Origin of the sequence: Catenulispora sp. EB89 (assembly GCF_041261445.1) — a bacterium.
Taxonomy (GTDB): Bacteria; Actinomycetota; Actinomycetes; order Streptomycetales; family Catenulisporaceae; genus Catenulispora.
In genome coordinates, this window is sequence record NZ_JBGCCU010000051.1 from 1 (window position 1) to 26934 (window position 26934).

A 26934-nucleotide genomic window follows, 5' to 3' on the forward strand; every position below is an offset into this window, starting at 1 on the left:
CCGCCGTTGCAACGACCACTGAAATCCGCCCCTCGAGGCGCCCACCAAACGCGGCCGCCAGCCGCCAACATGACGTGTGCGCAGTGACTCGGACCCACGCGTGGTCGTGTCCGCGAAAACCGCTGGCCGCCAGCACACCGCCGCAGAGACCTGAACCGCCGCGTGGTCGTGCACGCGAAAACCGCCCGCCGCCAAAGCGCCGCACTCAAGCTCGACCGCCGCGCGCTCTTGCCCGCGAAAACCGCCAGCCGCCAACGCACCACAGCAGAGACCTGAACTACTGCGCGGTCTTGCACACGAAAACCGGCGGCCGCCAGCGCAACTTGTGGCGCTCAACCGAACTGCGTCCCCCAGCGAGGTCACCAAACCTTAGGCGAAGCCGTAAAAATCGCCTGTAAACCACACCCCAACCGCACCACACACACCGCCGAAACCCACATCGGGGAATGCCCGCGCGCCGATACTGATACTGATCGAACCTCAGAGCCCGACATCACCACCAACAGACGCCGGCGAACTAGCGTCATGAATCAGAACACGCGGTTCTCCCCCGCCATCCGCAGCCACGGCCCAGACATCCCACTCGCCGCCGGACTGTCGCGGTCGCCCGTACATGACCGTGCGGTCGTCGAGCCACGCCGCCTGGTCGTCGACGCTGTGCTCCTCCGCCAGCGGCGTTTCCTGCATGGTGCGCAGGTCGAGGACGTACAGGCGCCAGGGGCGGTTCGCGCTGGCGTTGACGCGCTTCTTGAACACGATGCGGGTGCCGTCCGGTGACAGGGACGGGCATTCGACGTTCTCCCGCAACGTCCGAGCGGTCCAGGCGCGGTAGTCGCCTTGGACGAGGTAGGTACGGCCGCCGGTCCGCACCGTGGCGTAGAAGGTGTTGTCGTCGGCGGCGAAGGTGATGCCCCAGTAGTTCACGTCCGCCGCGTGGTACGGCTTGCCGTCGAGCGTGAGGGGGATGCTCTCGACGTTGTCGATGAGGCGACCGGTCCTGGTGTCCAGGATGGATGTCCGGGTGGAGAAGTCGTCGGCCAGGTAGGAGTCGCCTTGGACGAACGTCGTCCAAGACACCATCGTGCCGCTGGCGGAGACCCGCGCGCGGTTGGGGAATCCGGCGGTCTTGACCTGGCGAACCTGATGCAGCGAGTGATCCAGGACGGTGGCATACGTAGCAGGCAGCGCACCGCCACGCTGCAAGCAGATCGCGGTGTCGTGGGCCGCGTAGAAGCGATCGCACAACGTGCTGCTGACGGTCGGCGTGGCGTCCGGCCGAGCAGCGGGAACGGACGCCACATGGCCGAAGTCGGGCCCCGGCGCAGTGTCACGGAACAGGATCGTCCCGGCAGTGCCAGCAGTCCCGGCTGCTCCAGCCGCTCCAGCCGCCCCGAGATCGATGCTGCCAGTCGGGGAATCACCGGCACCCGCACCACGGGTGTACACCACATACCCAGTGATCGCCGTAGCGGCCAACAGCCCAGCGACCGTCAATATCAGCACTCGTGCACGCGTGTTCATATATCGCTTTCCTTCGCCAACGGAAGAATCCACAGCGCCGCAAGAATCGCGGCGGCCAAAGACACCACGGCCACCGCGATCGCCGTGTGCAGCCCCCACCGATCCCACGCCGCGCCAAAGAGCACCGACGACGCCAACAGCGCCACCGACTGCCCGGTCTGAATCAGGGCCATGCCACTCGCCCGCAGATGCGCGGGCAGCATCGGCCCGACAGCGGCCATCAGGACACCGTCGGTGGCGGCGTAAAACAGGCCGTGCAGCACAAGCGTGGGCAGCAGCAACACCACACCGCCCACCGGACCGAACAACATCAGATACGCGCACAACAGAGCGGCATAGCCACCAACGAACACCCGAATCCGCCCGACACGATCGGCAAGCTGCCCGAACGGGACGGCGAGCAGCAGGTACGACGCCGTCGTGCCGAGCGGCAACAGAGGGAAGTACTCGGCAGAGATATCAAGGCGCTGCTGCAGCAACAAGTAGACAAAGGAATCGCTGAGCGCCACAACGCCCAACAGCACCGCGGCGATGCAGACCCGCCGAAACCGCGGCAGCAGCAGAAGCCGCAGCGCAGCGCCCACGGAAACCGGGTTCTCCCGGTCCACGACCTCGTTCCGGTCACGCACCAGCACAGCCAGCATCACGACACCGAACGCCGCGATCCCGAAGCTCGCGACGAAGACCGTGTCATACCGCTCCGGATTCGCCAGCAACAAACCGAACGCGACAACCGGACCGAGGAACGCCCCGACCGTATCCAGCGCACGATGCACGCCGAACGATCGTCCGAGCGTCTCCGGCGTGCTGCTCAAGGAGATCAGCGCGTCCCGAGGCCCGGTCCGCAGCCCCTTGCCGGTGCGGTCCGCGGCGATGACGACGCCGAGCGCCGACACCGAGGAACCGGCGGTCAGCAAGCCCAGTTTGCACAGCGCGGACAACGCGTAGCCGCTGCCCGCCACGAGCTTGCGGCGCTGCCAGCGGTCGGCCGCGTGCCCGCCGGCCAGGCGCACCAAGGCAGTAATGCCGAAGTACAGGCCGTTGAGCTCGCCGAACTGGAGCGGGCTCAGGCCGAGGGTGAAGATCACGTACATCGGCAGGACGGCTGTGATCATCTCCGAGGAGATGTCAGTGACCAGGCTGACCGACCCCAGAGCCAGGACGTTGGGCGCTACGGCCGCCCGAGGACGCGGCGGTACGGAACCTTCGAAGGCCGCGGAACCGACCGCGCTCGCCGAGGTGTCTGAGCTCTCTGAGATCTCTGAGGTCGCTGAGATCTCCGAAATCCCAGAACCCTGCGAAGCCGCTACATCGGTGGGCTTCACCCGCGCCGACGAGATGTACATGTCCGTCCTCTCTCAGACTGACTGCCGCGAGCGGGGGCTTCTGGTGGGCACACCTCAGCGATGCGCCCACCAGAAGAAGGGGCGAGCCTGCGTCAGTCGGCGATGTGGTACGCGTCGCCGCCGGTCTGCCAGGTCAGAGGCGCGTTCAGGTTGAGATTGCCCTTGGCGAGGAAGACCTGCTGTTCGGTGTCGATGCGGCTGGTGTCGATACGGCTGGCATCGATCCCGCCGGCGCCGTCACCCGCGGCCGCAGAATGCATCGCGGCCTTCCGAGCGCTGAGGAAGGCGTTGATGTACGTCGCCTCGTCACCACCCTGCGCGGGCGTGCGAGCCTGCTTCATAGCCGCAGCGCGGATCGCGGCGAAGCTGACCGGATCCGTTCCGGAGCCGTTCGCGATCACCGCGTCGAAGTAGGCGAACTCCCCCAGCGCGTGCAGGCCGTCCGCCTTGGCCTGGGCAACCGCGGGCGTGAAGTAGAGCCGGTCCATCTCATCGTTCTGAGCCCGCTGGAACGCCGGGTCCAAGGCGGCGGCGTGCCAGGCGGAGGTGAAGCCCGGGTCCAGCCCGAGGTGCGAGCTGCTGCCCTTGACCGCGCGCAGCGCCGGGAGGTAGGCGGCGAGGGCGTTGTTCGGAACCCGCTGGGTGTAGAGGTTCACCAGGTCGAGCAGCGTGCCGGTGGCGGTGCTGAATCCGGCGGTTCCCGCGGTGTAGCCGCGGCCGTCGCTGATGTCCGCGATGGACGCGTACTGCGATTTCCAGTCCAGCGACGAGTTCTGCGCGCTGGATACCAGCTCCATCGCGACTTCCTTCTTACGCGGATCGGTCAGGTCGCTGGTGGAACTGCTCGGCGGGATCGGCGAGGTGAAGGTCGGGCCGATCTGCTGCGGAGTTGCCGGGACGGCTCCTCCTGGCACGTTCGCCGGCGGCACGGCCGGAGCCGCAGCAGGAGCCAGGGCCGACGCCGGGCCATAGACCGCGAACTCGTAGAGCGAGTAGCCGTAGGACGTGCCGCGTTTCGTGCCGTACATGCGCACGTAGCGGCCGTGGCCGTTGACCGTCAGGTCCTCGGTTCCACCATGACCGGTGGTCGTGGAGTAGACGGTCGTCCAGGTCTTGTCGTCGTTCGAGGTCTGGATCGTGTAGGCCTTGCCGTACGCGGCTTCCCAGCTCAGCTTGACCTCGTTGATCGCCGTGTCGGCGCCGAGGTCGACGGAGATCCACTGCGGATCCGAGCCTTCCTTGCTGGCCCACCGGGTCGTCAGCTTGCCGTCGAAGGCGTTGGCCGCTCCTAGCGACGAACTCTCGGTAGAGGACGCGCTGGCCGGCCGGTTCAACGCGAGGTCGGTGCCGCCGGCCGACGGCGAGGAGGTCGGGGATGTCGGCGAGGTGGGGGAGGTCGGGGACGTCGGCGGGGGCCCACCCTGGTCCCAGATACCGGAGATGTCGCTCGCCGTGGCCGCGCTCCCCAGCGCCGGCAGGCCGTAGACGTCCTCCATGGTGTGCAGCAGCGAGTAGTGGTTGTAGTGGGTGCCACTGCTGACGCCCGGCTTGACGTGGGCGCCGACGATCATGGTGGCGATCTGGTTGTCGGAGTCGTCGCCGTCGTTCTCGTCCCAGGTGACGATCAGCAGGCTGTTGTGCGTCTTGGCCCACTGGGCGTAGCCGTCGAGGTGGTCGTGCAGCCAGGTGTCGCCGGCCTGGACCGTGCCGTCGTGCATGTCGTCGTCGAGGTTCGGGGTCACGAACGACACGGTGGGCAGCTGGCTGTAGTCCGTCGGGAAGCGGCTGAAGCGCAGGTTCGAGCTCGCCGGGATGTCGGCGAAGTCGACCCAGCCGTTGTGCTTGCGGGCGTAGCCGCCGCTCCCGTCGTCGCCGCAGTCCTTCGAGCCGTCCGAGGGCAGGCTCTCGGAGTAGCCGACGAAGGTGTGCCCGCTGGTCAGCAGCTGGTTGCCGAGGTTGTCGGCGCTGAAGTTGTAGGGACAGTCGTCGGAGTTGACGCCGTGCAGCGAGCCGGAGAACAGGGCCACGTAGTTGCCCTGGCTCGGATGCGTGGTGCCGTGGAAGTTCGTGAACGACGCACCCTGGGTGATCAGGGAGTTGATGTACGGGGCGGCGCCGCTGCCGACGATGTCGTCGTAGTACTTGTTCTCCTCGGTGACCAGCACGATGTGGTCGTACACCGGCAGGCCCGCAGCCGATGTCGAGAACGGGGAGGACGACGAGGACGCCGTGGACGGTCCCGCCGCAGCGGTCGAGGCCACGCCGAGCGCCGCCAGCGCGAACGCCGCGCCGGCGGCCACCAGGGCGCGCCGCTTCTTCGAGGCCAACAGAGGTTCCGCAGCCGGCGGAGCGCCCACGGTCAGCGGTGGACGAGTGCGCCCGGGACGCACGAAGGGGTGCCGAGATCGCATTTCGGTCTCCTTGAGGGACGCTGCCCTCGATGCGATGGGGGAACGGCAGCGCCCGGGACGTCGCCGCAGGCGCTTTCCGCAACGAGAAGGCGGCATAGGGCCGCGGGCAGCCGGGTCAGATTCCCTCTGAGCGTGTCCGGTTCGGAACTTTCACGCCAAGCCGCTGAGAGGAATATCTACATGCGCTTATACGCGCTTGTCAAGAAGGTTTACCAGAAATGGTGCCCGGCGGACGGCCAGACTCGGGGCGGCCCGCCGCTCAAGGATGGCGACGCGGCCGGCAAGCCCGGGCTGCGGGCGGCAACCGCACAGCCGGCTGCGTAGCAAAGCCAGCAGTTCGGCACAGCCCGCGATTCGACCAGCTGGTTACGCGGCACGCCCAGCGGTGCACACAACCGGCTACGCGGCACGGCGCGCGGTTCGGCCAAACCGGCGCCTCGGCACAACCGACCGCGCGGAACAGCCGGCGCTTCGGGAAGCCAGCGGCGCCGCGCGGCACAACCAGCGGTTCACACAACCGGCCATGCGGTACGGCCCGCGCTTCGGCCAAACCCGCGCTTCGGCACAACCGTCTGCGCGGCACAGCCTGCGGTGCGACACAGCCTGCGGTTCGCACAACCGGCTATGCGGCACAGCCAGCGGTTCGGCCTGGCGGCTACGCGGCACAACCAGCGGCGCACACTACGGGCCATGCGGTACGGCCCGCGATTCAGCCAAGCCGGCGCCTCGGCGCAACCGGCTGTGCGGCACAGCCCGCCGTTCATCCCTACCGACCGTGCAGCACAGCAGCCACTCCACCCAAAAAAGCTGTGCCCCTGGCCGATAGTGCCGGCCAGGGGCGATGCGCGAGGCGCCGCAGCGTTCGGGCCCGGTCGGCGTGCGGCCGGCGGGCGGGGTGGTCACTTCTTCGCGTCGGCCTTTGCCGGTCGCGTCTGGCGCTCGGCCTCGGCCTTGCGGCGGGCGGCGGCGATCTGGAGGCGGGCGGTCAGGACTTCGGCGTTCATCGTTGACTCCTTGGGGATCCATCGGATCTGATCTCGTTACGCCTATGATTCTAAGGCATCTGGGGGGTCAGTCTGACCAATTAAAGGTGAACACTGTCACAGGGTTGTGTTTTGAAGCTCCGCCGGACCGTGCCGGCCGTATCAGTGGTCTGAACCACTCAGTCGATCCACGCGTTCTGAACACGGCTCCTCACAACCGCTTCCCTACGAAAAGGAAGACTCCATGAAGCGTGTCCTGATCGGGATCGTGCTGGCCGTGACCGGCCTGTTCGCGTCGGTCGCCCTCGCCGGCACCGCGAGTGCCACCACCTGGGACAACCCCGACTACGCGACGTTCACGAACTGGTTCGAGTGCAACAACTACGGCCAGACGCTGATCGCGAACCACACGATCAGCGCCTACCAGTGCTACTCCAGCGGCACCACCATCCCCGGCGGCCCCGGCGCCTACATGGCCGTGGACTTCTGACCGACCGAGAACCGGCGGGCCCGCACTCGGGTGGGCCCGCCGGCCACTCGCGCGATCGCCCTGTGGCGGGCATCGAGCCAGGTCATGTTGCCTTTTATAAGGAGTCAAGCCCCATAAGGGACATGTGAGTCATCTCACAACGGCCTTGTTGCGTCGGGCCTCGTTGGTTAGCGTCACGGTTGCCGGCCCACCTGAATCAGCGCACTGATTTAGTCTTTCGTCGAATGTGCCGTCGCCACGCGGACAATCGGGAACATATGACTGACGCGACCATGCCACCCGCCGTCGATTATCAATACACGGAAACATCCGAGAAATTTGTCGACGCCGGGCCCAGGCCAGCGGTGATGGCGAAGGTGAAGGCGCCATGAACTGGGCTCCCGAACACCGGGAGAGCCCCAGCGAGGAGCTCGCGGACCTCGCCAAGCGGCAGCTCAACGGATTCGACGGATACAACGTGCCGCACTGGCGCCGTGAGTTCTCCGGCGAGCGCGGCATCCTCGGCTCCGTCTGCTACTTCGACCTGTGACCATGACCGTCGCACAGATCGCCGCCGGCCCCAAGCTCCGCTTCGGCGGAACGCAACGACTGCGGCCGCCGGAGGCCACGCTCGCCGCGCTGGAGGCCTACCGGGACGCCAGCGGCCTCACCCGCATCGCCGACGTCACCGGACTGGACTACCTCGGTATCCCGGTCTGCATGGCCGTCCGGCCGCTCGGCCGTCGGTTGTCCGTCGCCCAAGGCAAAGGCCTGACACTCCCCCTCGCCATGGTCTCCGCGGCGATGGAATCGCTGGAGATGTGGCACGCCGAGTACCGGTGCCCGGCCGCGCAGTACGCCGCTCGGGTATCAGAGGTCGCACTCGCCTACGACATCGCGGATCTGCAGCACCACCCCGGCAGCCTGGTCACGGATGCGACCGAGCTCGACTGGATGCCCGCCCGGGGAATGGTCACGGGCCGGGAGCATCTGGTTCCACGACAGGCCGTCGCGATGGAGACCCGCAGCCTGTCCTCCTGGGAGGCGCCCGGACTGCGGGCGTCCAGCAACGGCCTGGCATCCGGCAACTACGTCGGCGAGGCGGCGTTGCATGCGCTGTGCGAGGTGATCGAGAGAGATGTTCTCGCCGGCTACCGCGCAGATCGCCTCACCGCCGTACCACTGGACTTGAGCCTGGTCCAGGACGAAGCGGTGTCGGTCCTTTCCAGCCGCCTGGACGAGGCCGGGGTTTGGTGGGAGGCCGCGGCCATCCCCAATCCGTATGACGTGCCCACCTTCATCACCCACATCTGGAGTGAGGACATGCCGGTGCTCGGATCCGGCTCGGGCACCCACCCTGACGCGTCCATCGCGTTGTGCCGTGCCATCACGGAAGCCGCGCAGAGCCGGCTCACGGTGATCGCCGGCAGTCGCGACGACCTGGACGCCGATCTCTACAGGGGCCACCGACGCCGCATCCAGGCTCCGGCGGACGCCGCTCGGCAGCACTGGGATTCCGTGTCCTGGCCGCCCCCGGCGGACACGTTCGAGGCGGACCTGGACCGGCTGGCGCAGGCCGCGGCGACGGTGCACGGGTACGAACCGATGCTGGTCGATCTCTCCTCCGACCTCGGCGACCTCGCCTTCGTGAAGATCATCGCACCGGGCACCGGTTTCGAAGGGGATCACACTCTGCCGCGCTTGACCGGGGCGGGCCGATGACGACCCATTGCTTCCTGGGCCCCACGATGGCCCGCAGCGCAGCCCGGCTCATCAGCAAATCAGTACTTTTCCATCCGCCCATCGCCCACGGCGACCTCTTCCGCCTGGGCCCACGATCGGGCGACACCGTGATCATCATCGACGGCGTCTACCACCAGGCGCTTCCGATCCGGCACAAGGAGATCCTGCACTTTCTGGACCGGGGAGTAGGCATCGTCGGTGCCGCGAGCATGGGCGCGTTGCGTGCCGCGGAACTGGACCGCTACGGGATGCGAGGCGTCGGCACCGTCTACGAGATGCTTCGGGACGGCCGCATCAACGCCGACGACGAGGTCGCCGTCGCACACGCCCCCGACGGAAGCCATCGGCCGCTGACCGAGCCGTTGATCAACCTCCGTGTCGCCCTCGACCGCGCCCACACGGACGGGCTGCTGGCACCGGCGGTCTGCGATGATCTGCTCCGGCTCGTACGCGCCATCCCCTACGTCGACCGGACGTGGGCCCGCATGGTCGCCGAGACGACAGCGATCGGTCTAGGCACAGCTCTCGACAGTCTCAGGGCCGCCATGCAAAGCCGTGCGGATCGCGGCGACGTCAAACAGGCGGACGCGATCACCGCACTGCGCCGGACGGAACTCGCATTCGGACCAGCCGAGCTGCCCGTACCGCGCGAAGCCTGGGCCAGCAGCCACCTTCAGCGCTGGTGCGCCGAATTCAGTCCGGCGGACGATGCCGACCCGGACAGCGTCGGATTCGGGAGCGTCATCGACTACCACCGCTTGAACGACCACTCGTTTCCCCTGCTGTGGCGGCGGATCGTCCTGGCATCGATGTGCCGCCGGGACGACCCGTTCACGCCCCCGGTCGCCGCCCTCGAGCGGCAGGCGTTGGCCATCGCCGGCGAACGCGGACTGGCGATCGATGTGGAAGCGGACGCGGACGCGCAGGCCGCGGCAGCCTTCTGGCTCAGCCCCGGCGAACGCGACGAGCTCGCACCGCGGGAGCAGGCGATCCGGATACTCGTCCGTTCCAGCCGCATGGAACCTGCGGCGGCGCTGCTTCCGTGGCGCACGCACTCGTTCCTCGCCGGCAGGATACTCGCGCCGGAGGGCATCGATCGTGCGCGCGCGTCGCTCGCAGCGGTGCTTCCCAACGTCATCACGTCGCGCGGCCTGACGCTGCGCGATCTGAAGGACGAAACGATCGAAGGGTACTTGCGGCTCCGCTGGCGGTTGCCCGCCGAGGCGTACCCCGGGGCCCAGCGGTCGACCACACTCGCCGCGGCCCGCGACCGCGGATTCGCCGACATCCCCGACGCGATACACGCGGCACGGCCCTTCCTCGCCGCCCATCTCAAGGACCTGGCTGGTGCACACCCCGGCGGGGCGGCCGTATGAAGACACACGTCGCGCACCTGAATCAGACAGCACCGATGGTCACCGTGCTGGAGGACGCAGGCCGGCGAGCGCTGCTCGTGGAGCTACCAGGGGCTCCCGTCGCGGCGGCAACGATTGTCGCGGCCGATGCCGGGGCCGATGCCGGAGCCGCCGCGGAGGCGCCCGGCGGAGGCGACAGATCGGGCGATAGGGTGAGTAAGGAAGCTGACATAGAGGTGGACGAGCGCGTGGTGACGCAATCGGGTGCGAGGCAGACCCCGGCATTCACGACCGTGTCGAGGAGATCGGATCATCGTGCTCGAGAACGCTGTACCCCGGGAGCTGACGGCCGAGGACTCGATCGGCGCCAGACAACTGCGGGTGCTGTGGGCCGCCTATGTGATCAGTAGCCTCGGGAGCGCGGTCAGCACCGGGGCGATCCCGCTGATCGCCATCGAGCGGCTGCACAAGTCGGCGGGTTCGGTGTCCGTCATGACGGCCTTCGCGTTCGCCGCCACCGCCGTGATCACGCTGCCGCTCGGGCCGTTCATCGAGCGGCAGCCCAAACAGCGCGTGTTGCGGGTGACCGAGACCCTGAGCTTCGCCGCGCTCGTGTCCGTCCTCGCGGCGTTCGCGGTCGGCGCACTGAGCTACGCGCAGCTCTGCGTCGTCCTGATGATCGTCACCGTCTGCTCGATCCTCTACAGCTCGGCGCTGACCTCGCTGTTCAAACAGGCGATCGCCGAGCACAGCCAACTGGGGGTCAACGCCAAACTGTCCTCCGTCGACTGGACGACCTCGACGGTCGGGCCCGCGATCGGCGGCTTGCTGATCACGGTTGTCGGCGTGGCGAGTTCCACGGCGGTGGACGCGCTGAGCTTCGCGGTCGCGGCCGTGCTGCTGACCCGGCGCTTCGTCGGCGAGCACGGAGCTATCGAGATGCCGGCGGCGGACACCGGCCGGGAGAAGATGCTCGCCCGGGTCTCCGCCGGTCTGCGCCATATCTTCGCCCACCGGACGCTCCGCGGCCTGTACATCAACGCGATGTTCTTCGCCGGCGCGAACCGCATGACGTCACCGCTCGTGGCCGTCCTCATGCTCGACGACCTGCACCTGTCCGCGCTCGAATACGGCATCGCGCTCGGCGCGCCGTGCGCGGCCGGGCTGCTCGGCTCGGTCCTCGCCGGCCGCGTCACCGAACGGTTCGGGACGAACCGCGTGCTCGTCCTCGTCGGCGCGTTGCGCGGACCGTGTCTGCTCCCCATCGCCTTCGCGCCGGTCGGCGTTCCGGGCCTGCTCACGGTGATCGGCGCGGATTCGGTGCTCCTCTTCCTCGCAGGCGTCTTCAACCCCGTGTTCGCCTCCTACCGGATGCGCGAGACACCGAAGGAGCTGATGGCGCGGGTGACCACCGCCTGGTCGGTGAGCAACAAGTCCATCACCCCGTTGTTCATCGCGCTCGGCGGCTGGCTCGCCACCCTGCTCGGCGTGCGGGAAGCACTCTTCATCGCGGCGATGATCTGCTTGGTGAGCGGCGTGTTCCTGCCGTGGCGCCGTACGGCTGACGGACGCGGCCCGGGAGCATCAGCCCACTGATTCTCGGATGCTCTGATGCTCCCGGACGTTCGGCGGCACGACGCCGCTTCGGCGACCGAAGGGGATCAGGAATGCAGCCAGCTCAGCTTGAACGTGCCGCCGGACAGCGACGAGTTCTTCGTCAGCGGTGTGTTGCCGCGCTCGATGTTGGTCGAGTTGACCGTGCCGGCGCTCGCCAGGGGCTTGCCGTCGGCGGTGAGGCCGGTGAAGGTCACCGAGCCGAAGGGGGCCACCGGCCCGATGCCGTTGCCCAGGTCCTCGACGATCGCCTCGGCCGAGGAGAGCTGGTCGCTGCCGGTCTCGTGGAACGTCTTCGACCAGCCGCGGGTGGTGTCCTTCTCGGTCAGGGTCCACGAGCTGCCGCTCACCGACACCGAAGCGGTGATGGTGTCGCCGGCCTTGACGGTATCGGTGAAGTAGATGGAGTCCGCCGGGTACATCTCGACCCACGGGTAGTAGCCGGCCACCCCGTTCTCGCAGTCCTGGTCGAAGCCGATCTGCTCGACCGTGTCGGAGTCGTAGCCGTCGATGCCGATCCACGGCGAGACCGAGCTGTTCGGGACCGCTGAGCAGTTGAGCGTCGGCACCGTCCAGGAACCGCTGATCGAGGTGAAGCGCGCGCCGGTGTCCGCGTACCCGCCCCAGATCTGGTCCGAGTGCCGGGCGTGGTCGTAGTGGGGGAAGCTTGAGTGCGCGGCGGGGGACGCGGCAGGAGACGCGGCGGCGGCCAAGGCGGGGTCGGCCAGGGTCACGGCGAGCGCCACCGAGCCGGCGGCGGCCAGACAGGCCAGGCCGACCCGGTATCCGGGTATTGCCATAGTGGTCCTTCCAGGGGGCGGTGGGTGGCAGCGCGGGTTCGCATACGTCGGACATCATCCGATTTCTCGGAAAATAGAAGCGTGTTCGAACCCTGTCAAGGCATACCGGGCAGAGGCTGTCGCCGAGCGCCGGTCACCGAATACGCCCTGAACAGGGGAAACACTCGGGCACAGCCCCGCCGGGGAAAACCCGAGGCAGGACACCCGGGGACCGTCGGCCTTCCTTAAATGGAAGGGTCCGGTTCTTCCCGTGAACGCGGCCGAAGGGGGTCACCACCATGACCTACCAAAGCAACAACAACGCCGTCCTGTACGCCGAGTGCGAACCGCTCCTGAACACCTCGGTGCTGTTGGAGGTGACCGAAGACCTCGAGACCACCGACGGCAGTGGCTTCTCGTTCCAGCTGAACGCCTATCCCCCGGCGGGCCAGCTGAGCCAGGGCCAGACGCTGGAGATCTTCCAGTACATCATCTACGTGCTGAACGACCAGATCTGGTACGAGATCCAGTACTGGGCCGCGGGATCGACCTGGCCGCAGGGCTACGTGCCGGACCCGGGAACCACCCCGTGGCTTCCGGTGCTGCCGAACGACTACTACCTCACGTCGTTCGGCTCCGTGCCCGGCAACAAGATCCCCCGCGAGTCCACGCTCCAGATCTCGCTGACGACCGACGGCCACGCCAACGTGACGGGTGCGACGTTCAGCTACACCGATCCCGACGACAACGTCTCCAGCGCCACGTTCGACTTCCCGGAACGCGCGCAGTATCCGATCGTCGCGTTCGAGCTGGACCTCGTCGGTCCCGGGGGCGGGTCGAACTGCACGTTCACCAGCGGCCTGACGGCCAGCCGCGGGATCATCTACTACTCGGTCTCGCCCGGCACCCTGTTCGTGCAGAACGGCGGCCCGGGCGCCGCGTGCGGCGAATGGGGCGGCGGGACCGCGGAGACGTCGAACGCCGTCTACAGCGACGTGAGCCCGGCCTCCGGGTCGACCGTCACGCAGACCCTCGGCCAGCCGGTCGACTGCGCCGTCAACCACCTGGCCCGCGCCCGGCTCGGAGCGGAGGCCCCAGCCACGACCAAGCACATGCGGCACCTGCGCGACATCAAGGTGGCCCGGACCCGCAGCGGCCAGTGGCTGGCCGAGACGCTGGAGCGGCATGCCGCCGAGCTCGCCGGGCTGCTCGATCAGGATCCTGCGTTGGCCCGGGAGAGCTGGAGCCTGCTGGAGAAGGCCCGGGCCGCCTCGGACTCCGGCGAGCTGATCAGCGCGGACCTCGTCGACGCCGCGCAGGAGCTGGTGCGGCGGGCGTCACGGACCGCGACTCCCGCGCTGGCCGCGGCCGCCACCCCGCTGGGGGTCGTGCTCGACGCGCTGCGCGGTCGCACGTTGGAGGAGGGTTTGGCGAAGGCGAGCCAGACGATTCACCCGCGGACGACGGTGCCCGCGCAGCGCACGGGGCAGGTTCGCCTTCCTCCGGACGAGGCGTTCTGACCGAGGCCGACGGAGCCGGCTAAGACCGACCGCGCCGGCTAAGACCGACCGAGGCGGCTACGACCGACCGAGGCGACCGAGGCAGCCCACCCGACCCGGCCGACTGAGCCGACCGAGACCGGCCGTGCGGCACGAGTCGCAGGCCACGCTCATGCAGATCGCTGTGGCGGCGCCGACTGTCGAAAGCCGGCGCCGCCACAGCGCCTTCACCCGCTCTGCTCCCACGAAGCCCGCACCAGTGCCCGCTCCGTGGCCGCCAGGTGCAGCCCCGCGGCCAGCCAGGCCTGGGCGTAGCGGCCGGGGTCCGGGTCGGTCAGGCGGCCGAAGACGTCGCGGTTCCGGCGGTCCGCCTCGGCGGCGAGCGCCGCGACGCGGTCCGCGGCGGCGTTCAGACCCGACTGGCGCAGGTGTGCGACGTGCGGCGCCGACGTTCGTGCGAACTCTGCGACGGTGCGGCGTCCGCCGGAGACCGCCAGCTCCACGATGTGCCGGAGCCGCCACAGCGGTGAGTCCGCGACCAGGTCGGGCGGTTCCGGGACGGCCGACCCGGGTCCGGGTCCCGGTCCGTCGCCGGGCGGCGGCGGGAAGTGCGCGCTCTGCAAGCGGTCGTAGCCGAGGTCCGCATGCCCCTGCCAGGACTCCGGCAGCCGAAGCGTCGCGATGGTCGCCTCGGTGTCCGGAACGGGGCCGACCGCGAGCGGTCGCAGCGTCGCCGTACGGTCCGGGTCCAGGCGGCCGACGACCCGGATGCGCAGACCGGGATGTGCGGCGAGGCGACGCAGATTCTCGGTGTGCGCGAAGTCGGGGTGTGCGTGCGCGGCGACGAGACGGATCAGCGGGCCCGGCGCACCGTCGCCTTCGTCGTCCGCCAGCACCAGCAAACCGTCCCCGGACGCGCCGACGACCACGACCTCGCAGCCGATCAAGTCAGCACCCTGCTGCTCGGCGTCCCCGCCGGCACCCGGAACGCCGGCGAGCTGCGCACGCACCGTCGCGGCGAGCGGCTTGGCGAACAGCGCCGACAGCGGCCCGCCGGACCATCCCCGCCCGGTCAACGGGGTGGCGCGCACGCCCTTGCCCGCGCCGAGCCGGCCGTCCGCCGAGACCGTGGCCCCGGCGATCAGCAGCCCGCCCCGGGACAGCTGGCCGTGGTCCAGGGCCGTCGCGCCGATCGCGACCGGGGCCGTGGCCGCGCCCCGGGCCCGCGCCGCGCCGCCCGGCTTCACGTCCGAGACCGTGAACCAGTGCCCGTCCTCGGCCAGGACGTGGGTCGCCACGCCGCCGTAGCCGGTCGCGCTGAGGACCGGCTCCCGGCACACGCCGTGGACCCGCAGGCTCCCGCCGGGCTCGTAGGCCCGGCGTGCCGTCCCGATCAGATCGGGATCCGGGTTGGCGGCCGCCAAAAGACCTGCGGTGAGCAGGAGTTCTCGCAGGTCGGCGACGAGATCGGCGAGCCGGTGCGCGTCGCTCTGGGACCGGGCCGCGCGCAGGTCGCGGACGACGCGGAGCGCGGCGGCTTCCGGCCGGTGCAGACCCGCCAGGCGCGCGGTGTGCGCGGCACGGAGCAGTTCGGCCTGCGGTACCGCGCCTGCGGCGGGGATCCCGGCGGCCAGGATCGAGGCCGCCGCGGACCACAGTGCCGCGGCTGCGGACACCTGAGCGTCGCCCGGTGCGACCGGCTGGACGTCGCCGGGGGCGATCGGCTGCGCGGCCTCGGAGGCCTCGGAGGCTTCGGCGGATTTCGCGGATTTGGCGGCCCCGGCGGCCAGCGCGCCCTCGACCGGTTCGGCGACCGGCACGCCGTCCGCGTCCCCCGAAAGGCCGCTCGCACCCTGCGAATCAGCGACCGGACACGCCGTGAGCACGGCAGCCCGATGCAGACACTTCGGCGCCAGCAGGCACGTGCACGTAGCCTGCTCGTCCAGCGCGACGACGCCCGAAGCGTCCGGGGCGAGCGTGACCACGGCGTCCTCGCCGCACCGCACCCGCATCACGTCCCCGTCGGCCACGGCCTCCGCCGCGCCGTACTGCGCGACCGCCGCGTCGAGCTTCTTCAGCAGCCGCGACGTCAGGCTCTCGACCGCGGCCGCCGTGACCTCCGGCGCCACCGGTGGCAGACTCATCGGGCCTCCCCCCGAACACGCTCGCCGACCCACCGGGCCAGGGCGAGCGGACTGAGCGCCGCCACCGGCATCCCGGCGGCGACCAGTTGTTGCGCGATCGGCACCGAGTACCGGGCCAGCCCGGTGTCGTCGAGCGCCGCGCAGCCGATCAGGTGCACCCCGGAGGCCGCCAGCGAGCGGACCTCGCCGAGCAGGCCGCCGACCGGGTACCCCTCCTCGAAGTCGCTGACCACCGCGACGATGGTCCGGCTCGGCACCGTCACCAGCGAGCGCGCGTGCCGCAGCCCGGCGGCGATGTGCGTGCCGCCGCCGACGCGGACCTCCAGCAGCAGGGCCAGCGGGTCGGGGACGCGGTCGGTCAGGTCCACGACCTCGGTCGAGAACGCCAGGAAGTGCGTGGACAGCGCCGGCACGCCGCCCAGGACCGCGGCGGTCAGCGCCGACCACACCACCGAGGCCTCCATCGAGCCGGAGACGTCCACGACCAGGATCAGCCGCCAGTCCGCGGCGCGCCGGGCGCGGGTGCCGAAGACCGGACGCTCGGGGACGATCAGGGTTCTGCCGTCGTCCAGCCGCCGCGCCGTGCCGAGGTTGGCCCGCACGGTGCGGGACAGGTCGAGCGGGCCGCCGGGGCGGCGGGTCGGCCGCGGCGTGGCCAGGCCGGTCAGCGTCGGGCGCAGCCGGGTGGCGAGCTCCCGGGTGAGCTCCGCGACCAGCCGCCGGACCAGCGGGCGCAGCTTGGCCAGCTTCTGCTCGGGCAGTCCGCCGGCCAGCGACAGGATGTTCGTCAGCAGCTCGACGGACGGCCGGACGGATGACGGGTCGAGCTGGTCGAGCACGTCGGTACGCCCGGCCGCGGCGGCCCGGCCGAGGACTTCCTCGCGGACGTCGGCGCCGAACAGCGCGTTCAGCTCGTCGGCCCATTCGCGGGCGGTCGGGAAGGCGGTCTCGCGTCCGCCGCCCGAACCGTCGCCCGAGCCGTCGCCGGTCCAACTCTCCAGGCCCTGGGAGCCTTCTCCACGGCCGGTCCCGTAGAGCTCATCGAGAGCGCGGGCGTAGCGGCGCGAGTTCGCCGACAACTGATCCGGGCGGCGTCCGAGCAGCAGGCGCCAACGTTCGGCGGGAGGGATGCGGTGCTTGTCGCTCGAGGCGCGCGGTTGGGATTCCGCTTGGGGCGCGGATTCCGAGTGTTCTGCGGCGTCTGCAGCGTCGGGGAGGACCACGCCGAGTGCGCGGACCGCCTCGAAGGCCTCGGTGTCGGCGGCGGTCCACAGCGCGAGCAGCGCCGGATCGTCCGCCAGGGTGACGTCCGGCCGGTCGCCGAGGCGCTCGGCGACGGTTGTCAGGACCCTGCCACGCGCGGCCGGCGAGAGGGTGTCGAAGCCGCCGCGCAGGGCCGGGAGCCGGTCGAGGAAATCGCGGTCGGACAGGGTGTCGACCCGTTCCAGCAGCGGGTCCAGGGCCTGCGGCGCCGCTTGGAGCAGCGGTGCGGCGGCGGTGAGCAGACCCGCGAGGTGGCGCGCCAAACGCTGTCGGCCCTCAGGATGCGCGGCGGCATCGACCCAGCCGCCGACCCGGGTCCCGACCTCCTCGGCGCCGTCCAGGCCGAGCAGCACCCGCGCCGCCGCGACCGCGCCCTGGATCAGCGGCGAACCGGAGCGCGCCAGGGTGTCCAGGGCGTCGGCCAGCCGCAGCCCGAGGTGCCGCTCGGCGGCGCGGTCGGCCAGCGCGACCAGGGCGGCGGCGTCGGCCGGGTCGTCGCTGCCGGCCAGGCCCGGCAGGGCGCGGACGGCGGCTTCGAGCAGCGTCCCGGACAGCGTCGCAGCCTGCTCGCGCTCGGCGTCGCCGGTCCCGGGCAGGTGGCCCTCGACCAGCGCTTCGAGCAGGTCCAGCGCGGCCAGCAGCTCCGGCAACGCGGCCTGGCCGGGCAGCGTCCCGGCGGCGTCGTCCAGCCGGGCCCGGACCAGGTCCGGCAGGTCGCAGGACGCTGCGGCGCGCAGGCCGTCCAGGATGTCCGCGCACGTGGCGCCGCCGTCCTCGGCCTGCCGGCGGAAGCGCTCGCGCAGCGTCCCGGCGGCGGCCTGGGCCGCGGTGACCCCGCGCACCCCGGCGAGGTCCAGCCGCACCGGCACCCCCGGCGTCCAGGCCAGGCGCCACCGGGAGGTGAGCGCCGTCCCGTCGCCGGTCCCGGTCACCTCGACCGGCTCGCCGTAGCCGGCCCCGCAGACCAGCAACCGCTGAAGCAAAACTTCGCGCCGGCCGTCGAGCTCCGAGCGCAACGGATCCAGCCGAACCTCGCGCGGCGCGGGCTCCTCCGGATCCGGCAGCCGCAACCCGGCCAACTCGGCCTCGACCGACGGCCCGAGCCCGGAACGCGGCGTGCCCGGAGCAACCCGGCCCCGCACGGTCCCGACGAGCACGGTGTCCAGCGCACGCGCCAGAGCCCGGCCGCGCCCCAGCAACTCGCCCTGGCCGAGCACCGTGTTCACAGCCTCAAGAATCTCGCCCCGCCCCGGCGCCGGAAGAGCACGCAGCCGGGCCAGATCGCCAGCCAGACGCAGCGCCTCGGCCGCCTCCCCGGTCCCGGCCGTGTGCCCGGCGGCACGCAACTCGCGGCAGACATCAGTGATCGCGCGCGCGGCGGCCAGCTGGATCGACTCCGGATCGCCGCCGGCGGCGAAGACGGACTGCTGCCAGCGCGGGTCGCGAATGCCGGCCGGGTAGCCGGAGCGCGCGTCGAGGAGGTCGAAGGCGTAGGGGACGAGGGAGGTGGTCGAGGTCGCGGCTGCGGTCGACGGCGATGCTGCTGCGCTTGAACCAGATCCAGAACCAGCGGCCCCTGCCGCCACCGAGCCCGAAGCCGAAGCACCGGCCGCCGCCGAGCTCGAACCAGAGCCCGAATCCGAGCCGGAGCCGGAGCCCGCACCAGCAGCATCGCCCGCCGGTCCGACCAGCGCCGGCGCGTGGAACGCTCCGACCACCGCCGCCACGCGCCGTCCGTCCTTGGCGGCCTGCGAGATCACGCTGCGCATATGCGCCTCGCGCGCCAGGTCGGTCGCCGACACGCCGGCGCCGCTGTCCGTTCGCAGGGCCCAGCCGACTCCGAGCGCCGCGCGGCGGACCGCTTCCGGGGCGCAGCCCGGGGCCAGTACCTCTACTGCGCGGTCCCAGTAGTCGTCGCCTTCGCGGCCGGAGCCGGAGTCGCGCAGTGCGTCCGCGAACGCGCTGCCCGACCTCGTTGTCTCGGCGCCTGCGGACCAGCCGGGGTCGCCCAGCGGCAGGTCGCAGGCCACTACTTCGCGTCCACGCGCGCGGGCCCAGCGGATCGCGGCGAGTTCGGGCGAGAAGTCGGCGAAGGGGTAGAAGCCGAGGTAGCCGTCCGCGCCTGCGCCGGCGAGGGCCACCGGTGCGATCGTGTCCGCGTCGGCGAGGTGCGGCAGCCAGGTCTGGAAGTCCGTCGGCAGCTCGATACACACCACCTGGGCGTCCGCCGCGTCGAGCAGGGCCGGGACCACCGCGGCGAGCGCCGGGCTGTGGTGGCGCACTCCGATCACGTACGGTGCCGAGCTCTGCGCGAGCTCGGCGACCGCGTCGCGCGGATCAGCACCGGCCAGCGCGTAGCCGCCAGCTGATATCGCCTCTGACACCGCCGTCACCGCAAGGTCTCCCGCAGATCCCACAGCCGCCGCCACGTCGCCGACCCCTGCTCGGCCCGCCGACGGACCGGGCCGTCCCAGTACCCCAGCAGGCGCGCGTGGTCCTGCGGGTCATCCTTGCGCACCACGCCGAGCAGGTGGCCCGGCAGCAGGTCCAGGATGTCGCCGCCCAGTAGGTAGGCCGACGCGATGCCCAGCGCCGCGGTCACCTGCACCGCCTCCGCTGTGGACATCACCGTGCCCGGCCGCTCCACGTCCCAGCCCTCCGACGAGCGGCCGGTGCGCAGGTCGCGGAACGCCGTGACCAGCACCTCCAGGACCGCGTCGTCGACGGCGTAGGCGGCGCCGGCGCGCTGGACCGAGGCGCGCGCCTGGCGGCGGACCAGCTCGGTCTCGGCGTCCGCGTCGGCGATCGGGTCGATGGTCTCGAAGTTGAAGCGGCGCTTGAGGGCGGCGGACATCTCCGAGACGCCCCGGTCCCGCAGGTTGGCCGTGGCGATCACGGTGAAGCCGGGGACCGCCGGTACCGAGCCCTCCGGCGTCCCGGTCAGCTCCGGGACGCTCATGTGCCGGTCGGACAGGATCGAGACCAGCGCGTCCTGGACCTCCGGCAGGCAGCGGGTGATCTCCTCGACCCGCGCCACGCGCCCGGAGCGCATCGCGGCCAGGACCGGTGAGTCGACCAGGGCTTGCGGCGTCGGGCCCTGGGCGAGCAGCAGCGCGTAGTTCCAGCCGTAGCGGAAGGCGTCCTCGGTGGTGCCCGCGGTGCCCTGCACGGTCAGCCGGCTGGTGCCGCAGACCGCCGCCGCCAGCAGCTCGGAGAGCATGGACTTGGCGGTGCCGGGCTCGCCGACCAGGAGCAGGCCGCGCTCCCCGGCCAGGGTCACGACGCAGCGCTCGACCAGGGCCCGCTCGCCGACGAACTTGCGGACGATGACCAGCTTGTCTGGTACGTCCGGCTGCGCCTTGGCGAGCTTCAGCGCCTCGCCGTCGCTGCCGCACAGGAAGGTGACGACGGCGCGCGGCGTGAGCCGCCAGCCGGGCGGCCGGGCCCCGGTGTCATGGGCGGCGAGGAAGGCGAGCTCGGCCGCGTGGCGCTGTTCGGCGGGCAGCAGCTGGGCCGTCGGGGTGTCCGGGGCCTGGGCTGTGGTGGTCATGGACGATCCTGCCTTGTCATCTGTGTCAGGAGATTGCGAAAACTGCCGCGGAAGGGTTCTGCGACGTCGAAGGGAGAGCTCACCGGCGCCGTCCCCGGCGCGCGGTCTTCAGCTCCTCGAACCGCGGCGCGTCCCCGTCCTGCAACCGCTGCCAGGCCCTGCGGTACAGGTCGGCGGCGGGCTCGGCCGGCACCAGCACGCCGAGGACGGCGCCCCGGTCGTGCAGCAAGCCCTCGAAGAACGGCAGCTTCCACGCCTCCATCGGGGTGTGCGGGGACCGGATGTCCACCCACCCGCCGGGCAGGAACAGCGTCCGGCCCGCGCGCGCCCGCGCGGCCTCGACCACCGCCTCGGTCCGGGCCAGCTCGGCGCGCGCCGCCTTGAGCCGGGCCGGCTTCCATCCGGTCCAGCGCGCGGTGTTCCGGTCGGTCGGGTCCGGCATCGCCAGCAGCATCAGGTACACCGCGGCGGCGTCCTCGCCCGCGCCGAGTTCCTTCGCGGCCTCGGTCACGAGCTCCGGCACCGAGCGCGTCGGGTCCTGCGGGGACCAGGTGCCGTCGGCGTCGCGGGTCCCGGCGGCCGGGTCGCCCGGGTCGGCGAGCAGCGCGGCGAAGCGCGGGTCGCGGGCCAGCCGCAGCGCGACCTCGGCCGGGAACGGCTGCTGGGCCTCGCCGCGCAGAGCCGGTATGTAAGGGTCCGTACCCGCCGCGTCCAGCAGCGGCACCTTCAGCGCCGGCGCCGGCTGGCTGTCGTGGGTGGCCATGACGACCGCGCCGTACCGCTCGAAGCCCTGGCCGACCTCCGTCGGCGCGCCGGCGGTCTTGCGGAACTCCTCCAGTCCGACGAACCGGCGCAGGTCGAGCATCAGCTCCGGGTTCGCCAGGCGCTCGCGCATCGCCGCGAACGCGGTCGGCAGCGCCGAGCGCACCGGGTCGCCGGCCGGGAGCCGGTGCGCCAGCCAGGCGGCCAGCGACACCGCGCCGGCCAGGGCCGTCGCGTCGAAGCCGACGGCCTTGTCGTCGGTGGGACGGGCCCGGTCGCCGGTGATCCGCCACGTCAGGTCGACGCTCAGCCGGCGGGAGGAGGCAGGGTCGAGCAGCGCCGGCAGCGCGTCCAGGACGTCCCAGTCGGTGCGTACCGCGCGCCGGGCCTCGGCGCTCAGCGCCTCCGGCACCGAGACCTGCCTGCCGACCGACCGGTTCCACACCTCGGCCGCGGCGGCGACATCAGGGCCCTGCGTCCACAGGGTGGCCGGGTCCGCCGGGAGCAGCGCCGAGACCAGTTCGATCGCGATGGGCAGGCCCAGCGCCGTCAGACGGTCCCGGGCGACGGCCGCCTCGGTGGAGGTCACGCCGAGCGCCGTGCACACCTCGCGGGGCAGGAAGCCCCGCTCCTGCCGGTTGAACCGCGGCAGTCCGGCGACCACCAGCTTGGCGGTGGTCGGGGTGACGCCGGTGAGCGCGGCGAACTCCTCGGCGGCGGTCGCGAACCAGGGCGCGACGTCCTCGTGCGCGGCCGCCTCGGTGAGGAAGGCGCCCAGCCAGCCGGGCCGCCGATCGGTCCCCGACGGGGCCACAGGGGCCAGCGAGGTCAGCGAGGTCACCCGGTAGGGCGCGGGCAGCGCGGGCGGCTCGAAGCGGCCGGCCGGATCGTGGATCAGGCCGCTGAACTCGAAGTGCGGAGAGTCCCAGCTGTAGTCCAGGAACGCCGCGCAGCCGCCGCCGTCCAGGGGCAGCAGGCCGAGCCAGGAGTCCCGGTGGTCGGGGGCCCTCAGCTCCGATCGCAGCACGTGGCCGGCGAACCGCCGCCAGGTGGACTGCTCGGCGGGCTCGGCCAGCCCCAGCGCTTCCAGCTCGGTCAGCAGGCTGCGCAGCGTGTCCCGGTGTCCGGGCTCTGTGAAGGGCGAGACGGAGCGCAGCGCGGCCGCGGGCGCGGCGGCGATCGCGGCCTCCCACAGCTGGGTGCTCGGCAGGACCGGTCCGTCGACATGGACCCGCACCGGCCGGGCCCGCCGCGGCGGGTCCCGCAGCTCCTTGGCCAGCATCCGCAACACGGCGAACAGGCCCGGTTCGGTCTCCCGCCGCCACGAGTAATAGCCCTGATTCACCAGGCCGCCGAGAGCGGCGGTGACGGCGTCGTCCTTCGGGCCGGCGTCTTCGAGCCCTGACTCCCCCGGTCCGCCCTGCAGCGTCTGCTCCAGCCGCTCGGCGACCTGGTCCAGTTTGCTCTGCTGCTTCGCGGCGTGGCGCACGATCCCGGCGACGCCCTTGAGCAGCGCCTCGTCGGTCACCCGCGGGAGCAGTTCGCGGATCCGGGCGAGCCGGGCGGCCTTGGCCTGCTCCGGTGTCGGCGCCGCGATGTCGGCCCCGGCGGCCAGCAGCGCGGCGGCGGTGTCGCGGTCGATCCCGCGCAGCGCCAGCGAAGCCTGCTCCTCGCGCGGGCGCAGGTAGCGCCAGTAGGAGGCCGGCGGCAGGAGCACGGTGCCCTTGACGTAGGGGCCCGGCTTGCCGTCGGTCTTGGCCTGCGCGACCAGAACGCCTTCGGCGTCCAGCACGCTGATCTCGTAGCTGCCGCTGCCGACCAGCGCCCGCCCGGCCTCGTCGCCGGGGAACACGATCGCGCCGCTGATGCCCGCGGTCCCGGCCGGGGCGGTCACGGTCACGCCGGACAAGTCCTCGCCACGCAGCGAGCCGTCCGGCAGCTTGATGATGCGGAACCCGAGGAGCCCGTCGACCGGCCGCACGGTCGGGCCCGCCTGGTCGAGGACCGCGGGGACGACCTGGCCGCCGAGGAGCTCCGAGCCGGACGGCGCGCTCTTCAGCGCGTCGGCCACGAACGCGGGCGCCGACCTGCGGCCGGTCTGGCCGGTCGCCGGGTCGTACTCGTACCAGGCCGCCGTCTCGTGGTTCGCGCCGTCCCAGGTCCAGACCCAGTACGACACTCCGTCGCTCATGATCTCCAGGTCCGTCGGCACCGCGGAGTCGCCGGGCCGCAGCGGCGCGTTGCCGGTGGTCCGGCCGCCGCCCGGCAGCGGCAGGCTCCGCCGCAGCCGGCCCGGGCCGTAGTAGTACATCCGCAGGCTGCGGGCGTCGCGGCTGCGCTCGGGCTCGGAGCGCTCGACCGCGAACAGCCGGTCCGGCGAGTGGTGCCAGTAGCCGCGCAGCCGGCCGTCCAGGGCCCGGGAGGACCACAGGACCAGGAGTTCGCCGTCGACGTAGTGGTATCCGGGGTTGTCGTAGGCGTCGTTGGCCGGGATACGCAGGTCGTGCGTCAGGACCGGGCCGTCCGCGCCGAGCACCCGGACCTGCGTGGGACCGCCGACGATCAGGTACGGCCAGGCGTCGGCGACGATCAGGTCCTCGACGTTCTTGGTCGAGGCCAGCTCGGCGACCGCCTGCTCCCACGCCGGCCAGCCGAACTCGTCCAGGAGCCCGGCGCGCAGCGTGCGCGCCAGCACCGGGGCCAGGTCGGTCCGGACCGCGGCCCGCACCTGCTCCTCAGCCAGCGCCAGCGCCTCGCCGGGCAGCCAGCCCAGCCGGGTCATCGCGGCCGGCAGCGCGGGCAGGCCGGTAGCCGCGAACTCGCCGGCGACCGCCGCGACCCAGTCGGTCAGCAGCACCCGGCCGCCCGGCGCGGCTATCAGCTTCTTGATGGCGCGGCGGGTGGATTCGTCGGTGCCGAAGGACTGCGTGCCCCGGGCGAACGCCGCGACGAAGCGGCCGTCGGCAACGAGTGCGACCAGGTCGCGCTGGCCGTCGCCGGCTCCCCAGGCCTCCAGCGGCAGCGACAGGTGCTCGACCGGGTCGGCGACCGGCACCTTGAGCGCCAGCAGCAGATCCAGCAGATCCAGGTCGCCCTGCGGATCCAGCGTTCCGCCGGCCGCGTCCAGCTCGTCGCGCAACCGTCCCTGGCAGCGTTCGACCAAGGAGTAGAGCTCGGGCATCCGCCCCCGCGCGCGCCAACCGGAGCGCATCGACTGGAACCGCCGCAGCCAGCCGGCGGCGCCGTCCTCGGGGCGTACCGCCTCGGCCGGCGCCTCGTCGTAGAGCCCTGCGATCGCGCCGCTCTCGGTGAGGACGGCCAGCCACAGACCGGGCAGACCGGCGTCGTCGGCGCTCGGCATGGCGTTCAGCAGCGCCCGCCGGATCTGCTCGTCCTCGCGCACCAGCGCGACGATCGCCGCGCGGTGGCTCTTCCACCAGCCCTCCGGCGCGCGCAGCGTCGCGGGCAGGGTGAGCAGGCCGGCCAGGTACTCGCGCTCGACGGCCGCCGCGTCCGCGCCCGAGGCCTTCGCCAGCCGGCGCAGCTCGGCGGCCAGCTGGGCCGAGGGGGTCAGGCCGCCGGCGGTGCGCCGCGAGCACAGGCTGACGTAGCGTTCCAGGGCCTCGGCGGGAGACACCCGCGCCGACAGGGCCTTGCCATACTCGACCAGAGCCTTGGCCGGCAGCGCGCCGGCCAGCGCGAACTCCAGGAAGACCTCGTCGAGCCGGTCCTCGTCCAGCTCCAGGCCGTGCGCGGATTCGGCGCGGCGGGCCTTGGTGAACATCTGCGAGGCGAAGGTGACGCTCTCCGCGGCCAGGAACACCCGGCCGACCTGCTCGTAGTACGTCGGCAGGAAGTGCGGCAGCGCGGCGCCGAGCCGGTCGGCGATGCCCTGGTAGGCCTGGAGCGCCGCCTTCGGGCGGGACTTCGCCTGCTTCCCGGCGCGCTCCAGCTCCGGGAGCAGCGCCAGAGCCTGGTGCCCGTCCTCCGGGTGGTGCACCAGCACCCATTCCGGGAAGCCGAGCGAGGCCCGCAGGCCCAGGCCCACCTCGGCGGGCTCGCCGTCGGGCGCCAGGCCGAGGAATCCGGCTGCGGCGTCCTCGGCCGCGCCCAGGACGCCCGGGGTGAGGCGGACCACGACGCGGTCGTCCAGGCCGGGATGCCGGTAGGTCCGCGCGGTCAGGGACACGGCGCGCTCCGAGGCGACGGCGGTGCCGGGCGGGAGGATCGCGCCGGCGGCCAGGAGGCTCGCCGCGTCCTCGGGGGTCAGGGCGCTGTTTTCGATGGTCGTGTCCTGATTCGTGTGCTGCGAGCCGCTCACGCGTCCTTGCCTTCCTCGATCACGCGGCCCGCGTAGAGCGCCGCAGCCATCCGCATCCCCTCCGACCAGGCCACCGGGCCCACCTCGGACTGTCTCAGGGCGCCGCCCTCCTCGGCGTGCCAGGTGAGCGCGCCGGTCTCGCTGTCCTCGTCCCAGTAGGGCTCGCCGATCCACATCGAGGCCTCGACCGTGCGGCCGCCGTCGCGCACCCGGCAGTTCGCGTAGCCGCCGCTGACCCGGTAGCCCAGCGAGGTCGCGCGGGCGGCGAGGATGAAGCGGGAGGGGAAGCGGCCGCCGGCGAACTCGGTGACGCGCGCCGCCGCGGCCTGGGCCGCGTCGTCCTGCGCGGAGTCCTCCGGCTTGCGCCAGGTCGCCCGGTAGATCTGCTCGACGCGCTGCTCGACCCCGAGCTCGGCGGCGAACTCCCGCAGGTCGTCCAGGTCCGGCAGCAGCACCGGGTGCGGCAGCGTGACGGTCCGCGGGCTGAGCCGCACCGTCTCACCATCCAGGTTCACCACGCGCAACCCGCCGTCCTCGGTGACGCCGCGCAGGAAGCCCGCCTCGTCCGGGTCGTCGCCGACGACGACCAGGTCCCGCAGCGCCGTCTGCCACGCCTCGTCCGGCCACACCCGCGCCACCAGCGCGGTGGGCACCGGCAGCGAGGAGACCATCCACGCGTCGACCTGCGCCACGCAGCCCGCGGCGTGCCGGTCCAGCCATTCGGCCAGGCGCCGCAGCCGGTCCACTTCCGGATCGTCCCGGAGCGCCTTCGGCAGCGTCTTCAGCTGCCGGCCGGCGCTGCGGCCCGCCGTGGCCCGCGCGGCCACACGCCCCTGGACCAGCGCTATCTCATATCCCTGTCCCGCGGCCAACCATGCCATCGGGCCCACCCCTTACTTGGTTCCGCCATCCGCATCCCCGTGCCGATGGCGGACACGCTGTCAGTCGGCACCGACAGAGAGCAAAACGGGAGGTGGGCGCGGGTGGGCCGGTCACCAGGGCCGAAAAAACGGCGCTGCTGACCTATGTGTGGGTGCTGGTGGCGGGTGCGGTTTGTTGGTGGGTTGACAGTCAAGGGCTTTTTTGACGGCTTCGCAGGGTTTTAAGAAGGATCCGCTGGGTGGCGCAGTTCGGTGGTGTGCCTGGGGATGCGTTGGCGGCCGGCGGTTGTGCG

At 71.6% G+C, this 26934-nt stretch carries 15 protein-coding genes; 6 read left to right on the top strand and 9 right to left on the bottom strand.

Annotation, left to right across the window (positions count from 1 at the left end):
• Positions 1-480: 480 nt before the first annotated feature.
• The 3 genes from ABH920_RS49310 to ABH920_RS49320 all read right to left on the bottom strand — a co-directional run bounded on the left by ABH920_RS49310 (position 481) and on the right by ABH920_RS49320 (position 5194).
• Positions 481-1299: a TolB family protein gene (locus ABH920_RS49310; protein WP_370356706.1), complete on the bottom strand. Its 819-nt coding sequence runs from the start codon at positions 1297-1299 to the stop codon at positions 481-483.
• A gap of 218 nt (positions 1300-1517) precedes the next feature.
• A complete protein-coding gene (locus tag ABH920_RS49315; protein ID WP_370356708.1) occupies positions 1518-2867 on the bottom strand; it encodes an MFS transporter in 1350 nt (449 codons plus the stop codon).
• Between the two features lie 92 nt (positions 2868-2959).
• A complete protein-coding gene (locus tag ABH920_RS49320) occupies positions 2960-5194 on the bottom strand; it encodes a chitosanase (RefSeq protein WP_370356710.1) in 2235 nt (744 codons plus the stop codon).
• Positions 5195-6505: 1311 nt separating this feature from the next.
• Between ABH920_RS49320 and ABH920_RS49325 the strand changes: the two genes are divergently transcribed.
• The 5 genes from ABH920_RS49325 (at position 6506) to ABH920_RS49345 (ending at position 11424) form a co-directional block, all read left to right on the top strand.
• Positions 6506-6751, top strand: a complete 246-nt coding sequence (locus ABH920_RS49325) for a hypothetical protein (protein ID WP_370356712.1) — start codon at positions 6506-6508, stop codon at positions 6749-6751.
• A gap of 367 nt (positions 6752-7118) precedes the next feature.
• Complete coding sequence (locus tag ABH920_RS49330) at positions 7119-7280, top strand: hypothetical protein (RefSeq protein WP_370356714.1); 162 nt, start codon at positions 7119-7121, stop codon at positions 7278-7280.
• 2 nt (positions 7281-7282) lie between these two features.
• Entirely contained in the window at positions 7283-8452 is a 1170-nt protein-coding gene (locus tag ABH920_RS49335) for a YcaO-like family protein (RefSeq protein ID WP_370356716.1), read from the top strand.
• Positions 8449-9849: a TfuA-like protein gene (locus ABH920_RS49340; protein WP_370356718.1), complete on the top strand. Its 1401-nt coding sequence runs from the start codon at positions 8449-8451 to the stop codon at positions 9847-9849. Before ABH920_RS49335 ends, ABH920_RS49340 begins: the two co-directional genes overlap by 4 nt.
• A 294-nt stretch (positions 9850-10143) precedes the next feature.
• Positions 10144-11424 carry an MFS transporter gene (locus ABH920_RS49345; RefSeq protein ID WP_370356720.1) on the top strand — a complete coding sequence of 427 codons (1281 nt, stop codon included), beginning with the start codon at positions 10144-10146 and terminating at the stop codon, positions 11422-11424.
• A 65-nt stretch (positions 11425-11489) separates the two neighbouring features.
• Here the strand turns inward: ABH920_RS49345 and ABH920_RS49350 are convergent, their stop codons facing one another.
• A complete protein-coding gene (locus ABH920_RS49350) occupies positions 11490-12242 on the bottom strand; it encodes a G1 family glutamic endopeptidase (protein WP_370356722.1) in 753 nt (250 codons plus the stop codon).
• Between the two features lie 278 nt (positions 12243-12520).
• Here ABH920_RS49350 and ABH920_RS49355 point away from each other — a divergent pair, with 278 nt between their 5' ends.
• On the top strand, positions 12521-13741 hold the full coding sequence (locus ABH920_RS49355) for a hypothetical protein (RefSeq protein WP_370356725.1): 1221 nt from the start codon (positions 12521-12523) through the stop codon (positions 13739-13741).
• Positions 13742-13947: 206 nt separating this feature from the next.
• Here ABH920_RS49355 and ABH920_RS49360 read toward each other — a convergent pair whose 3' ends face one another.
• The 5 genes from ABH920_RS49360 to ABH920_RS49380 all read right to left on the bottom strand — a co-directional run bounded on the left by ABH920_RS49360 (position 13948) and on the right by ABH920_RS49380 (position 26641).
• A complete protein-coding gene (locus tag ABH920_RS49360) occupies positions 13948-15864 on the bottom strand; it encodes an SWIM zinc finger family protein (protein WP_370356727.1) in 1917 nt (638 codons plus the stop codon).
• Entirely contained in the window at positions 15861-19520 is a 3660-nt protein-coding gene (locus ABH920_RS49365) for a DUF5682 family protein (protein WP_370356729.1), read from the bottom strand. Before ABH920_RS49365 ends, ABH920_RS49360 begins: the two co-directional genes overlap by 4 nt.
• On the bottom strand, positions 19517-20677 hold the full coding sequence (locus ABH920_RS49370; RefSeq protein WP_370356731.1) for an AAA family ATPase: 1161 nt from the start codon (positions 20675-20677) through the stop codon (positions 19517-19519). Before ABH920_RS49370 ends, ABH920_RS49365 begins: the two co-directional genes overlap by 4 nt.
• Positions 20678-20756: 79 nt before the next feature.
• Complete coding sequence (locus ABH920_RS49375) at positions 20757-25760, bottom strand: DNA-binding protein (protein ID WP_370356733.1); 5004 nt, start codon at positions 25758-25760, stop codon at positions 20757-20759.
• Entirely contained in the window at positions 25757-26641 is an 885-nt protein-coding gene (locus ABH920_RS49380; RefSeq protein ID WP_370356735.1) for a DUF4132 domain-containing protein, read from the bottom strand. The genes ABH920_RS49375 and ABH920_RS49380 overlap by 4 nt, the downstream gene beginning before the upstream one ends.
• Positions 26642-26934: the final 293 nt, after the last annotated feature.

Coding starts and splice junctions, on each gene's coding strand:
- ABH920_RS49315 (WP_370356708.1), bottom strand. CDS start 2,867: ATGTACATCTCGTCGGCGCGGGTGAAGCCCACCGATGTAGCGGCTTCG.
- ABH920_RS49325 (WP_370356712.1), top strand. CDS start 6,506: ATGAAGCGTGTCCTGATCGGGATCGTGCTGGCCGTGACCGGCCTGTTC.
- ABH920_RS49330 (WP_370356714.1), top strand. CDS start 7,119: ATGAACTGGGCTCCCGAACACCGGGAGAGCCCCAGCGAGGAGCTCGCG.
- ABH920_RS49335 (WP_370356716.1), top strand. CDS start 7,283: ATGACCGTCGCACAGATCGCCGCCGGCCCCAAGCTCCGCTTCGGCGGA.
- ABH920_RS49340 (WP_370356718.1), top strand. CDS start 8,449: ATGACGACCCATTGCTTCCTGGGCCCCACGATGGCCCGCAGCGCAGCC.
- ABH920_RS49350 (WP_370356722.1), bottom strand. CDS start 12,242: ATGGCAATACCCGGATACCGGGTCGGCCTGGCCTGTCTGGCCGCCGCC.
- ABH920_RS49355 (WP_370356725.1), top strand. CDS start 12,521: ATGACCTACCAAAGCAACAACAACGCCGTCCTGTACGCCGAGTGCGAA.
- ABH920_RS49360 (WP_370356727.1), bottom strand. CDS start 15,864: ATGAGTCTGCCACCGGTGGCGCCGGAGGTCACGGCGGCCGCGGTCGAG.
- ABH920_RS49370 (WP_370356731.1), bottom strand. CDS start 20,677: ATGACCACCACAGCCCAGGCCCCGGACACCCCGACGGCCCAGCTGCTG.
- ABH920_RS49380 (WP_370356735.1), bottom strand. CDS start 26,641: ATGGCATGGTTGGCCGCGGGACAGGGATATGAGATAGCGCTGGTCCAG.